Origin of the sequence: Gaiella occulta (assembly GCF_003351045.1) — a bacterium.
In the GTDB taxonomy this organism is placed as follows: domain Bacteria; phylum Actinomycetota; class Thermoleophilia; order Gaiellales; family Gaiellaceae; genus Gaiella; species Gaiella occulta.
The window spans coordinates 468,799-481,249 of sequence record NZ_QQZY01000001.1; the positions used below are offsets into that span (position 1 = coordinate 468,799).

The following is a 12,451-nucleotide window of genomic DNA, read 5'->3' on the forward strand; positions in this document are numbered from 1 at the left end:
CCCGGCGATGACCACGATCGACGACCCGCGTGTGGACACGGATGCCGCCGCGGGCGTCGCGCGCGCGGGCTCCGGCGGCGAGCAGGGCCGCCGGAGCCCGCGGGTCACGCCTCGGGTGCTCCTCCGCGGCCTGCTCTTCCTGCTCGCGCTCGCGGGCCTGTACATCGCGTGGCTGCTCGGCTCCCACCGCTTCGAGGCCTACATCCTTCCGGGCCCCGGGCCGGTGTGGGACTCCTTCACGAGCATGTGGAGTCGCGGCGTCTGGACGGAGCAGGTCGGGTCGACCCTCGGCCACATGTTCCTCGCCTACGGGATCACGATCGTGATCGGGCTCCCGCTCGGAATCCTGATCGGCCGCTTCTGGGTCGTCGAGGATCTGAGCCGCGCGCTCCTCATCTTCCTCCAGACCGTGCCGACGGTTGTCCTGATTGCGCTCGCCCTGATCTTCGTCGGCACGAGCGCGACCGGCGTGGTCTCCGTCACGGTCGCGAGCTGCCTCGCCTACTTCACCCTCAACGTGATCCAGGGCACGAAGTCAATCGACGGGGATCTGGTCGAGATGGCCCGCACTTACGGCGCGAGCGAGCTGACGATCATGCGCACGATCATCCTGCCCTCCGTCGTGCCGTTCTTCCTCGCCGGCGGGCGGATCACGCTCGGCGTCGCCTGGCAGGTGACGCTGTTCGGCGAGTACCTGATGGGGACACCGGGCGTCGGCTTCCAGATCAACGCCGCGATCAAGCTGCTCGACACGGCCTCCGTCTACGCCTGGGGGCTCTCCATCGTGGCCCTGACGATCGGATTCGAATACGGCGTCTTCCGCCCGGTCGAGGCATTCCTGACGCGGCACATGCGGAGGCGCGGATGACCGGCGACCGGCCGCTGCTCGAGATCGACGGCGTCCTCAAGCGGTTCGCGGGCGACACGGACCCCGTCCTCGACTCTGTCTCCCTCGCCGTCGCCAAGGGCGAACTCGTCGCGCTGATCGGCCCGTCCGGCTGCGGGAAATCGACCGTGCTGAACATGCTCGCCGGCCTTGTCGAGCCGACCGAGGGGCAGCTGAGGCTGAATGACGGGAAGGCCCGGATCTCCTACATCTTCCAGCGGCCGCGCCTGATCCCCTGGCGGAACGTCCTCCGCAACGTCGAGTTCAGCCTCGAGCAGACGCGCCTCTCCGCGTCCGAACGCCGCCGGGCCGCCGCGGAGGCGATCGCCCGCGTCAACCTCGAGGGTCACGAGCGCAAGTACCCGCACCAGCTCTCGGGCGGGATGCAGCAGCGCGTGGCGCTCGCGCGCGGGCTCGCAGTCGAGCCGAGCGTGCTCCTGCTCGACGAGCCGTTCGGCGCCCTCGACGCCCTGACGCGCTCCTACATGCAGGAGGAACTGCTCGGAATCGTCCGCGGGAGCGGGACGACGGCGCTCCTCGTGACCCACGACATCGACGAGGCGCTCCTCCTCGCGGATCGCGTCCTTGTCATGTCGTCGCGCCCGGGAAGGATCAAGCACGAGCTGCGCGTGCCGTTCGGGCCGGAGCGCTCGATGGACGCCTTGCTCCACAACCCCGAGTACGGCCGCATCCGCTCTGAGCTGAGACACCTCCTGCGGCCCGAGGTCTCCGAGGCTCTCGTTGGCTGATCCCACGCCGGCGCTCGAGCCCGTGGCACTTGCACCCGGCCGCCTTGCCGCCGCCTTCCGACCGGGCCGGCCTGCCCTCATCTGCTACCTGCCGATCGGGGACCCCGAAGGGGGCGAGGATCTCCCCGAGCTCTACGCCGAGTGCGGAGTCGACGTCCTCGAGATTGGCGTGCCCGGCGGAGATCCCTATCTCGACGGACCCACGATCAGGGATTCGTTCCGCAGGGCCCGCAACGCCGGGGTCAACCTCCGAAGGGCGAGCGAGCTCATCTCGGCGCACCGGGTCGAGCTTCCCCGGATCGGGATGATCTGGATGACGTACCCGCCCGATGATCCGACGGGCCTCGTGGACGCGGTGGCGGCGAGCGGCGTCGACGGATTCCTCACCCCGCACGCCGCCCGGACGTACCGGGGGCTCGGACGCCAGCTCGAGGAGCGGGGCGTCCACTTCATCCACTTCCTCGAGCACGACCCGCGGCTCAAGGACGTGCACCTGGCGGTCGAGTCAAGCAGCGGCTACGTCATGCTCCAGGCCAATCCGGGGCCGACGGGGATCCACCCGCTCGTCCTGCCGGACAACAGCGTCGTGATCGAGATGCTCCGCCGGATCGGCTTGCGCACGCCCGTCGCGCTCGGCGTCGGGATCGGGACGCCGGAGCAGGCTCGTGCGGCGGTGGAGATGGGTGCGGACGGCGTGGTCGTCGGCTCGCTGACTGTTGAGATGATGTTGAGGGGGCGAACGGCGCTGCGCGAGCTCCTGTGCTCACTCAGGGAGGCGATCGATGGGCGGTGAGCTCGTCGTCGGAGTCGATCTCGGCACGACGGCGCTGAAGGGAGGGCTCTTCGACCTCGAGGGCAACCTCCTCGGGGTAGCCGAGGCGGGCTATCCCATCCTCCGGCCACACCCGGATCGGGCCGAGCACGACCCGGCGGCGTGGCTGACCGCGCTCGAGGACGTTCTGGCGGCGCTCGCGGAGAGCGCGGATGGAAAGCGGGCCGCCGCGCTCGGGATTTGCAGCCAGGTGAACACCCATGTCTTCGTCGACCAGCGCGGGGAGCCGCTGCGGCCGGCGATCCTCTGGCAGGACCAGCGATGCGCGGAGATCGCGGACGAGCTCAACGACCGTCTCGCCGCGACCGCTCCTGCGACGGCGGGGCGGTTCGTCTTGGCGCCTTCCTTTGCCGTCCCCCGCGCCGAATGGCTGCGCCGAGAGGAGCCGGACATCTGGGAGCGCACGCGCTCCGTGCTCTCCCCGAAGGACTTCGTCACGATGCACCTCTGCCGGCTCGATACCCCGAGGAGCGACTCGGTCGGATCGTTCGATCTCGTCGACGACGCGGGCGCGTACGATCCCGATCTCCTCGCCCTCGTCGAGGGACTCGGGGAGAGATTGCCCATCCTCGAGCGCTTCGACGCCCCGATCGGGACGGTCGAGTGCCGCGACCTGCCGCTCGTTACAGGTGCGACAGTCGTCGCCGGGACGATGGACGCGTGGGGGAACCTCTACGGCTCCGGCGTCGTCGAGCACGGCCAGTCGATGGAGGTCGCCGGCACGTCCGAGATCCTTGGCGTCCTCTCGCGCGAGCGGCATCCGACGCCGGGCGTCGTCAGCTTTTTCGCCGTCGACGGACACCACCTGCACGCGGGGCCGACCCAGGCGGGAGGTGCGGCCCTCGCCTGGTTCGCGCGGGTCGTCGGCAGGCCGATCGAGGACGTGCTCGCAGCGGCCGCGACGATCGGCGCCGGATCGGACGAGTCGATCTTTCTCCCGCATCTCCTCGGCGAGCGTGCGCCGCTCTGGGACAGCGAGGTGCGCGGCGGCTTCGTTGGGCTGGGAAGCGACCACTCGCTCGCGCACCTCTCCCGCGCCGTGTTGGAGGGTGTCGCCTATTCGGCCAGGCACCTGTTCGGGGAGCTGGAGAAGGCGGCAGGCGTCGAGCCCGCCGAGCTGCGGGCGAGCGGAGGCGGCTCGCAGAGCGACCTGTGGTGCCAGATCAAAGCAGACGTCCTCTCCCGACCGATCGCCCGCGTGCGCGTGCGTCACAGCGGCTGTCTCGGCGCCGCGCTGCTCGCGGCCGCCGGGGCCGGACTCGTCGACGGGCTGGCCGAGGCCGCGACGCGCGCTGTCCGGGTCGAGCGGGTGTTCGAGCCCGGTGCCGACCGCGACCACTACGACGAGCTCTACGCCGTCTACCGGGAGCTCTACGCCGCCCTGCGGCCTGCGCATGCCGCGCTCGCGGGACTTCGTCGAGAGACGCCCATCGTGCTGTCGAGTTGAGGAGGTAGGTGATACCACGGGGACTGAGGGACGGGACGGCGATCGTCACAGGCGGCGCCACGTTGATCGGCCAGGTGGTCGTCCGGGCCTTCCACGAGGCGGGCGCGAGCGCCGTGGTCGCGGACATCGACGCCGCGGGCGGCGACTCGCTCGCGCGCGAGCTCGGAGCCCGCGTCTTCTTCTCCGCGACCGACATCCGGGACGACGGGCAGATCGAACGGTGCGTCGCCGACACCGTCGAGCGCTTCGGCGGCGTCGACGTCCTCGTCAACCTCGCCTGCTCGTACGTTGACGAGGGCGCCGCGTCGGGGCGGCAGGACTGGCTCGAATTGCTCGACGTCAACGTCGTCGGCACGGCGATGATGACGAAGGCGGTGCGCCCGCACATGGCCGCGAAGAGGCGAGGCGCGATCGTCAACCTCACGTCGATCTCGGCGAAGGTCGCGCAGGCCGGCCGCTGGCTCTACCCCGTCAGCAAGGCGGCCCTCGTCCAGCTGACCCGGAACATGGCGATGGATCTCGCGTCCGACGGGACGCCGCGTCAACTCGGTCTCACCGGGGTGGACGTCGTCCAAGGTGATGGTCGAGATCTCGGGAGACGGCCGCGCCAAGACCGACCGCGTCGCCGCACCCTTCCATCTCCTCGGCCGCGTCGGCGACCCCGAGGAAGTGGCTCACGTCGTCCTCTTCCTCTGCAGTGACGACGCCTCGGTCGTCACGTGGGCGGACTACGCCGCCGACGGCGGCTATTCGGCCAGGGGCCCGGAGCAGGCCGAGCCCGTCGTTCCCAAACTCATGGAGTAGGTGATCGCGATGTCGAAGTTCCTGATTGTCGGAGCCGGCCAGGCCGGCCTCCAGCTTGCTCTCGGGCTCCTCCAGGACGGCCATGACGTGACCGTCGTCTCGAACCGCACGCCGGACGACATTCGCTCCGGCCGGGTGATGTCGAGCCAGTGCATGTTCGACACCGCGCTCCAGCACGAGCGCGACCTCGGTCTCGACTTCTGGGCCGAGGAGTGCCCGGACATCGAAGGGATCTCGCTCGCGGCGCCCGCGCCGGGCGGCGGGAAGAAGATCGACTGGGCCGCGCGGCTCGAGCGTCCCGCGCAATCGGTCGACCAGCGCGTGAAGATGCCGGCGTGGATGGAGGAGCTCGAGCGCCGGGGCGGAAAGCTCGTCCTCCACGACGCCGCCGTCCCGGATCTCGAGGAGTACGCGCGCGACCACGACCTCGTGCTCATCGCGGCAGGCAAGGGAGAAGTCGCGCAGCTCTTCGCGCGGGATGCCTCGCGGTCGCCCTACGCCGCCCCCCAGCGGGCGCTGGCCCTGACGTACGTGACCGGGATGACTCCGCGGCCGGAGTTCTCCGCGGTCGCCTTCAACCTGATCCCGACGGTCGGCGAGTACTTCGTCTTTCTGGCGCTGACGACCACCGGCAAGTGCGAGATCATGGTGTTCGAGGGAATTCCCGGCGGGCCCATGGACTGCTGGGGCGACGTCACCGCCCCTGCCGAGCACCTGGAGAAGAGCAGGTGGATCCTCGAGACCTTCCTCCCGTGGGAGGCCGAGCGCTGCCGGGAGATCGAGCTCACGGACGAGTACGGCGTCCTCGTTGGCCGCTTCCCGCCGACAGTCAGGAAGCCGGTGGGCGAGTTGCCCTCCGGTGCGCTCGTGCTCGGTCTGGCGGACGCGGTCGTCCTCAACGACCCGGTCACGGGCCAGGGCTCGAACAATGCAAGCAAGGCGGCCGCCTCCTACCTTGCCAGCATCCGCGAGCACGGCGACGCGCCCTTCGACCGCAGCTTCATGGAGCGGACGTTCGAGCGCTACTGGGGCGAGGCGCAGTACGTGACCGGCTGGACAAACGCCCTGCTTGGGCCGCCGCCGCAGCACATCCTCGACCTGCTCCTCGCCGCGAATGACCACCAGGAGATCGCCGACCGCTTCGTCAACGGCTTCAACGATCCGCGTGACTACTTCGACTGGTTCATGGAGCCGGACAAGGTTGGCCGCTACCTGGCCGCTGTGGCCACGTAAGCCGTGCAGCGCGTCGCCATCGTCGGAGCGGGGCAGTCCGGGCTCCAGCTCGGCCTCGGCCTCCTCGGCTCCGGCTACGAGGTGACGCTCATGTCGAACCGATAAGCCGAGGTGATTGCGACGGGGCCTGTGCTCTCGAGCCAGTGCATGTTCGAGACCGCTCTCGAGACCGAGCGAGCGCTCGACCTCGACGGGTGGGCCGGCACGTGCCCGCACGTCGAAGGGATCTCATTCGCCGTGCCGGCGCCGGACCGCGGCAAGGCGATCGACTGGTCGGCACGCCTTGACTGGCCCGCCCAGTCGGTCGACCAGCGGCTCAAGGTTCCGGCCTGGATGGAGGAGTTCAGCAGCCGGGGCGGCGAGGTCGAGGTTCGCGAGGTCCATCTCGAGCGGCTCGAACGGTATGCGGGGAGTCATGACCTCGTCGTCGTTGCGACGGGACAGGGCGCGCTCGCGAATCTCTTCGGGCGAGACGCCGAGAAGTCGCCGTACGACACGCCGCAGCGGGTGCTGGCGCTCACCTACGTGACGGGAATGGAGCCCCGGCCGGAGCACTCCGCGGTGTGCTCCAAGCTGGCGCCAGGGGTCGGCGAGTACTTCCTGTTCCCCGCCCTGACGACGAGCGGCCCGTGCGAGATCATGGTGTTCGAGGGAATTCCCGGCGGGCCGATGGACTGCTGGGCGGACGTCCGCTCGCCGTCAGAGCACCTCGCAAGGTCACTCGAGATCCTCGGGCGCTTCTTTCCCTGGGAGGCGGCGCGTTGTCGTGAGGTGGCGCTGACCGATCCGAACGGCGTGCTGACCGGCAGGCTGACGCCGACCGTGGGGCGCCCCGTGGGCCGGCTCCCGTCCGGCGCGGCCGTGCTCGGGATGGCGACGCCGTCATCCTCAATGACCCGATCACCGGCCAGAGCTCGAACAACGCAGCGAAGTGCGCGGAGATCAATCTCGCGACGCTCCTGGAGCAGGGCCGCGACTTCGACGAGCGGTTCATGCAACGCACCTTCGACCGCTACTGGCGCGGGTACGCGCAGTGGGTCGTGTCATGGACGGATGTGCTGCTCGCGCCGCCGCAGCCTCACGTCCTGCGGCTCTTCGAGGCGGTGCAGGAGATTCCGGGGCTCGCCGAGACGATCGTCAACGGCTTCGACGACCCGCGGATCTTCTATCCCTGGTGGTTCGACCCCGTCGAGGCCGACCGGGTGATCGCGGCGAAGCGCGAGCAGGAGACTGAGCGGCTCGACGCGCGTGGGCTCCGCCGCGCGATCGGGCAGTTCGCGACCGGCGTGACCGTGGTGACGACGCGGGACGAGGACGGCCGCCGCGCCGGCGTCACCGCGAACTCCTTCACCTCGCTCTCGCTCAACCCGCCGCTCGTCCTCTGGTGTCTCGACCGCGATGCCCTGAGCATGCCGGTGTTCCGGGCCGCGAGCCATTTCGCCGTCAACGTCCTCAGCGCAGGCCAGCACTATCTGTCGCGCCAGTTCGCGACCCGCGCCGACGACAAGTTCGCCGACGCGGACTGCGAGAGCGGGCCGGGCGACGTCCCGCTGCTCAGGGGGGCGCTCGCGCGGTTCGTCTGCCGCAACACCCGGCACGTCGAGGCGGGAGATCATGTCTTCGTGATCGGCGAGGTCGAGCGCTTCGAGAGCTTCCCCGGTGAGCCGCTCGTGTTCCACTCCGGGGCGTACCGCGTCGCCACGCGGCATCCGGAGCTCGATGCCCGCTGAGACCTCCCTGACCGGCCGGTTCGACGGCAAGGTCGTCCTCGTCGTTGGCGCGAGCGTAGGGATCGGTGCGGCCGCGGCCCGTCTCTTCTCGGAGCTCGGAGCGGCGGTTGTGCTGGCAAGCCGGAACATGGAGGCGACGAGGGCACTGGCCGACGAGCTCGTCGGTCTAGGGCGCCAGGCGGCCGCCGTCGAGGCGGACGTCGGCCACGACGGCGACGTCGAGCGGGCGGTCGCGGTGGCGGTGGAACGGTACGGCGGCCTCGACGCCGCGTTCAACAACGCCGGCATCCAGGGGCCCGCACGCCCGCTCGCAGAGCAGAGCGACGTGGACTTCGACCGCATCCTGAACGTCAACCTCAAGGGCATCTGGCGCTCGATGCGCGCCGAGCTCCCCGAGCTGATCGACCGCGGCGGCGCGATCGTCAACACCGCGTCCGTCGGGGGCCTCATCGTCGCTCCGGGGATCTCGCCGTACTGCGCGAGCAAGCACGGCGTCATCGGTCTCTCCCGGGGGCGGCGCTCGACTACGCGCCGAAGGTGCGCCTAAACGTCGTCGCGCCCGGAGCGATCGACACGGCGAGGTTCAACGACTGGATGACCGACCCTGCAGCGCGGGAGCACATGGTTAGCCTGCACCCCCTCGGTCGCGTGGGCGCCGCCGAAGAGGTTGCTACCATGGTCGCTTTCCTCTGTTCGGACGCCGCGTCGTACATGACGGGCGCGGTCGTTCCGGTGGACGGCGGCTACACGCTCGCCTGAGATCTGCAATCGCGGCGTGCCCCCGGGGGCGTCCTTATGGGCGAGCAGCGGAGATCCGAGAACTCGTCCGGACTCCCCAAGCCGGCCCGCCCGGAGGGGGAGACGCGGGCGGGTGGGCGCACGGCTTTGCCGTCGGTGCTGCTACGCGGCCTGCGAAGGACCCTCCTCCTCGCGTCTCGTGAGCTCGGCGAGCCGCGCGGCCAGACGAGCGTCACGAACTTCTCTCAGGCGTCGACGCTCGGCCGTCAAGGAGGCCTCAATCGGGCCTATGTCTGCCCGCACGTTGTCGAGAACCGACGCAAGTGACTTGGTCGCCATGGGGGCAAGGATCTCGGCGGTACGCACGGTAAGCTCGACTTCTTTCAGGAACGGCGGAATCGCGCTGAGCAAAGAAGTCACGAGGTCAGCACCCTGCTTGGCCTCTCCATTGCGCCTAAACACGTGCTTCGCGCGGAACAACAATGCCTCGTGGTGGGCGACCCGGTTCCTCATGCGCAGGAGCTTCGCCATGACCTTCGCGAGCTCCTCGGCAGAATCAAGAGGGGCGGAGTAGTTGGATGCAACCAGCTTCCACATGTCTACGCCTGAGTCGGCCAGTAGCGCCTTCGGGCATCTGTGTACCCAGAAACCAAGCATGAGATGTGCAATGACATCATCCCGTGAGACAACGTCGCGGCCGAGCTGCCGGCGCGCCATGCGAGCCGCCTCCGCGATCGGATCGTCCTGAGTGCCGTCGTCCCGGATCCCGCTGAGGGCAAGATGACCGGAAACCTCGAGAGCTACGAAGCCGTCTTCTCGTCTACCTGAAGCAACGAGCCAGTCCTCGCCCGCCGGGTGGTTGTCGCACACAGTTCGATCAACGGCGTTACGGAACGCGATCTCAATCAGTGAGAAGGGAAGCCACAACCTCCCGGCGATGACGCTGTTGAGCAGCTGAAGCGCTACTGCGTCACCAAGTCCAGCATCCTGAAGAACGCGGTAGCCTCGAAGACGGGCCGTGCTGAAGATGTGATCGGGCATGGGGGGTTTACTTTGACCCAGGCGGTGCTATATTGCGAGGGAACCTAGCGGCCCAGAGGGCTGGCAGGTATCCAGTGATTGCGGGACGGCCCTGAGAGGGGCCGTCGCGCGTTTCCGGACACTTTTCGACTCCGAAGTCCTCTCTAGACCCAGCGAGTTACTACGGCCTTGGCAGGGTGGGTAGGATCTCGGCGTCGCGCGCGGTTCAGCGCGGAGTTCGTATACGAGCCGACGTCGAGATCCCACGCACCCTCCAAAAGTACCTGTTTTCAGGCATTTTCTGCGCGCCGTCCCTACGCGGGCGAAGCCGTGCGACCACGGCCGACCCTCGCGTACCCCGCGATGGACTCGCCTTCCCACCCCGGCGATCCCTCGTGATGAAGGGGTCCGCGGTTCGAATCCCCGCGTGACCGGCTCTGCTGATCGGGCTGCCGGGCTGCTACTGCGCTCGCGGGTTTCCGCGAACACACCACGAGGCAGGGAAAAGAAGAGCGGGCTGACGGCCAGGGGCCCTCACCCGCACTCGTAGTGTAGCCGGCGGGCGGTGAAGATCAAGCAGAGCCTGCGATCCGGCTTCGATGCTGGTCGTCTTCACGTTGATGCCTCTACGATCGATTCCAGGGAGGAACGACGGTACGCCGTATGCCTCGCGCACGTAGCGTGCGAGTTCCGCTTTCGGAGACCTCGTCCCGGCAAGGCCAAGCGCCTGCCTGAACTCGAACCGACGGCGGCGGTCAGCATGTCCACGAGTTGGAGCGGCACCGCCGCACGGGAGTCGAGCCGGCACACGCTCGTCACCGCGAGTCTCCCGAGCCGGGAGTTGACGGACTCTCGAACATCCGTCTCGAAGCACACGTGGTCAGGGGTCGAGTACTCGTCGGCGAGAACGCACACGAGCTCGTCGGGCTGGATGCTTCCGATCAGCAACTGAGCCGCGAGTCGCTCGTAGGCGGCCCACGGACTGCCGAAGCGGCTGACAGGGTCTGCCATCTGCCGGTCAGCGACGAAGCACGAGAATCTGACGCCCGGTGCACCGCGCACGATGTCGATCACTTCTTTGTAGAACGGCACCGATTCTCGCGTCGCGTCGACACCAGTGGATCTCGTCGTACCAATGCCGCCGATCCCTCAGCTTCTGTACCGGCCGAAGAAGATCCGCCGGTTCGACAACCTTGAGACAGCCGACCGCGAAGATCCGATCGCTCGCGATCGCACCGGTCTCATCGAGGAAAGCAACAGCGGTCGGATGATCAGCCGGGAGCACCTGGGGCACGGCCACTATCATAGGCAACGCTCGACACCGATCCAGCCGCGAGTACCGCGCAGCTGCATCCCCGGGTCACAGCGGGTTCACGCGTTCGTTCCGGCTACTCGAGATGGCCATTTACAGGGATTCCGCCTCGCAAATCCCGTGGCTCGTAATGAAGGGGTCCGCGGTTCGAATCCGCGCGTCGGCTTCGACGCGACGGCCCTCGTGCACAGGGCCCCGTAGGGTCGAGCGCTGCTCCGGCCGGGCACGCGCAGTGCCGGCTCCCTCCGTCTCGCCGCTGCCCTTGCAGGGCGACGGTCGGAACGGCAACCGGGGCGAGGAGCGAGACGCAGGCGAGCGCGAGAGCATGCTCATCTGTCCCGGCGCGGCGATCGAGGTCGGATGTGAGCGCGCCTGTGCATCGGCGCCGGCGAGCGCTGCGCCGTGGCCTTACCGGGAACCGGGGCCCGGTCGTCGATACGGCCGGCTCCGCGAGGCCGTCTCGATGAGAGGACGCCGCCGGCAAGGCGCTGCTATCCGAGGATCGCCTTGTGCAGCTCCCGCGCGGCGTGGCTCGGTGTCGCCCCCAGCTGCTCGCGCAGGGTGGTGCGCAGCCGGTCGTACAGGGCGAGCGCTTCGCCGCGGTTGCCGTCTGCGTCGAGCGCGCGCATGAGCAGGCGGTAGCCGCTCTCGCGCAGGGGCGCCAGCTCGGTCAGGGCGCGGCCCGCGCGGATCGCGGAGTCGAGCTCCGGGCCGCCGAGTCCGATTCCGACCTCGGCGACGCATTCGAGCGCCCCGATGCGCACCGCTTCGAGCTGCCGGCGCCGTTCCTCGATCCAGGGGGCGTCGTCTCCGGCGAGGAAGGTGCGCGAGGCCGTGTGCAGCGCGACGCGCGCGGGTGCCCAGGCATCCGCCCAGGCGCCCCGGCGTGTGGCCGACTCGGCGCGATGGACCGCCTCGAAGGCGGCCTCGAGATCGACGAAGGCGTGCGCCGGGAGAACGATCTGCGGCTCTGGACGGCTCTCGATCGGGACGATCCGGCGCAGCTTCGAGAGCAGCGCGCTCAGCGCCGAGTCGGCCGCGGGCGGCACCTCCCCGGGCCAGAGTGCGTCCATCAACTCTGCCCGGCTGGTCGGGCGCAGGCGATTGACGACCAGGTAGGCGAACAGGTGCCGGCCCTGTCGTCCCGGAAGCCGGTCGTCGACGCGCTCGCCTCCCAGCCTCGCGACGAGCCTGCCGCACAGCTGGATCCTCGCCTCCAAGGTTCCGCCAAGGTATCCGCAAGCGTGCCGTCGCACAATCGCGGCATGGCGAAACTGTTGATCCACCGCACGAAAGGGCCGGAGGATCCGACGCGTGCGGCGCTCGGCTTCGAGCCGGACGGCCTCGCGGAGGCGGCCTCACCTGCGAAGCTCGTCGAGCTCACGTTCGAACACGACCGCGTCCTTACCTACTGAGAGGTGCAAGATGCCCAAGCTGGTCAACTGCGAGTGCGGCGAGATCATCCGCGGCGAGGACGACGACGAGCTGGTCGAGAACGTGACCGCGCACGTCGACCGCCACCACCCCGACCTCGTCGGCAAGCTCACCCGGGATGACGTCCTCGCGATGGCGGAGGAGACCTGACCGAAGGAACCCGGCGTTCGGCATCACGGGCGCCTCACGGGCTGCCCCGAGCGCCCCCTGGTCGGCGAGCGCGGCGACCGCCTGGCCCGGTAGCCACCCGCGGGCGGGTGAATGCC

General features: G+C 69.2%; 13 protein-coding genes and 2 pseudogenes. 12 read left to right on the plus strand and 3 right to left on the minus strand.

Annotated elements, in window-relative coordinates; genetic code table 11:
- Positions 1–7: 7 nt before the first annotated feature.
- From Gocc_RS02430 to Gocc_RS16860, 10 genes and pseudogenes are all read left to right on the plus strand, one after another.
- On the plus strand, positions 8–868 hold the full coding sequence (locus tag Gocc_RS02430; protein WP_114794924.1) for an ABC transporter permease: 861 nt from the start codon (positions 8–10) through the stop codon (positions 866–868).
- The gene (locus Gocc_RS02435) at positions 865–1,635 is read left to right on the plus strand and encodes an ABC transporter ATP-binding protein (RefSeq protein ID WP_114794925.1); all 771 of its coding nucleotides are present in this window, start codon (positions 865–867) and stop codon (positions 1,633–1,635) included. The genes Gocc_RS02430 and Gocc_RS02435 overlap by 4 nt, the downstream gene beginning before the upstream one ends.
- A complete protein-coding gene (locus Gocc_RS02440; protein ID WP_114794926.1) occupies positions 1,628–2,428 on the plus strand; it encodes a tryptophan synthase subunit alpha in 801 nt (266 codons plus the stop codon). Before Gocc_RS02435 ends, Gocc_RS02440 begins: the two co-directional genes overlap by 8 nt.
- Positions 2,418–3,914 (plus strand): xylulokinase, encoded by a 1,497-nt coding sequence (locus Gocc_RS02445; RefSeq protein WP_114794927.1) that lies wholly within the window; start codon positions 2,418–2,420, stop codon positions 3,912–3,914. Before Gocc_RS02440 ends, Gocc_RS02445 begins: the two co-directional genes overlap by 11 nt.
- Before the next feature lie 11 nt (positions 3,915–3,925).
- Positions 3,926–4,718: pseudogene (locus tag Gocc_RS02450) on the plus strand (SDR family oxidoreductase).
- 9 nt (positions 4,719–4,727) lie between these two features.
- On the plus strand, positions 4,728–5,951 hold the full coding sequence (locus Gocc_RS02455; RefSeq protein ID WP_114795146.1) for a styrene monooxygenase/indole monooxygenase family protein: 1,224 nt from the start codon (positions 4,728–4,730) through the stop codon (positions 5,949–5,951).
- A 3-nt stretch (positions 5,952–5,954) separates the two neighbouring features.
- A pseudogene (locus Gocc_RS17040) lies at positions 5,955–7,168 on the plus strand (styrene monooxygenase/indole monooxygenase family protein); the annotation flags it as partial.
- Between the two features lie 78 nt (positions 7,169–7,246).
- Positions 7,247–7,681 carry a flavin reductase family protein gene (locus tag Gocc_RS17045; RefSeq protein ID WP_422717974.1) on the plus strand — a complete coding sequence of 145 codons (435 nt, stop codon included), beginning with the start codon at positions 7,247–7,249 and terminating at the stop codon, positions 7,679–7,681.
- Complete coding sequence (locus tag Gocc_RS02465) at positions 7,671–8,228, plus strand: SDR family NAD(P)-dependent oxidoreductase (RefSeq protein ID WP_114794928.1); 558 nt, start codon at positions 7,671–7,673, stop codon at positions 8,226–8,228. Before Gocc_RS17045 ends, Gocc_RS02465 begins: the two co-directional genes overlap by 11 nt.
- Complete coding sequence (locus Gocc_RS16860) at positions 8,219–8,440, plus strand: SDR family NAD(P)-dependent oxidoreductase (RefSeq protein ID WP_181813297.1); 222 nt, start codon at positions 8,219–8,221, stop codon at positions 8,438–8,440. Before Gocc_RS02465 ends, Gocc_RS16860 begins: the two co-directional genes overlap by 10 nt.
- Positions 8,441–8,581: 141 nt before the next feature.
- Here the strand turns inward: Gocc_RS16860 and Gocc_RS02475 are convergent, their stop codons facing one another.
- The 3 genes from Gocc_RS02475 to Gocc_RS02485 form a co-directional block, all read right to left on the minus strand.
- On the minus strand, positions 8,582–9,460 hold the full coding sequence (locus Gocc_RS02475) for a hypothetical protein (RefSeq protein WP_147281160.1): 879 nt from the start codon (positions 9,458–9,460) through the stop codon (positions 8,582–8,584).
- 591 nt (positions 9,461–10,051) lie between these two features.
- The gene (locus Gocc_RS02480; protein WP_114794931.1) at positions 10,052–10,531 is read right to left on the minus strand and encodes a hypothetical protein; all 480 of its coding nucleotides are present in this window, start codon (positions 10,529–10,531) and stop codon (positions 10,052–10,054) included.
- Between the two features lie 711 nt (positions 10,532–11,242).
- Positions 11,243–11,971: an AfsR/SARP family transcriptional regulator gene (locus Gocc_RS02485; RefSeq protein WP_147281161.1), complete on the minus strand. Its 729-nt coding sequence runs from the start codon at positions 11,969–11,971 to the stop codon at positions 11,243–11,245.
- Between the two features lie 45 nt (positions 11,972–12,016).
- Between Gocc_RS02485 and Gocc_RS15905 the strand changes: the two genes are divergently transcribed.
- Both Gocc_RS15905 and Gocc_RS02490 read left to right on the plus strand, forming a co-directional pair.
- Positions 12,017–12,166, plus strand: coding sequence for a hypothetical protein (locus tag Gocc_RS15905; protein WP_181813298.1), 150 nt, complete (start codon positions 12,017–12,019; stop codon positions 12,164–12,166).
- Between the two features lie 10 nt (positions 12,167–12,176).
- Positions 12,177–12,335 (plus strand): DUF1059 domain-containing protein, encoded by a 159-nt coding sequence (locus tag Gocc_RS02490; protein WP_114794933.1) that lies wholly within the window; start codon positions 12,177–12,179, stop codon positions 12,333–12,335.
- Positions 12,336–12,451: the final 116 nt, after the last annotated feature.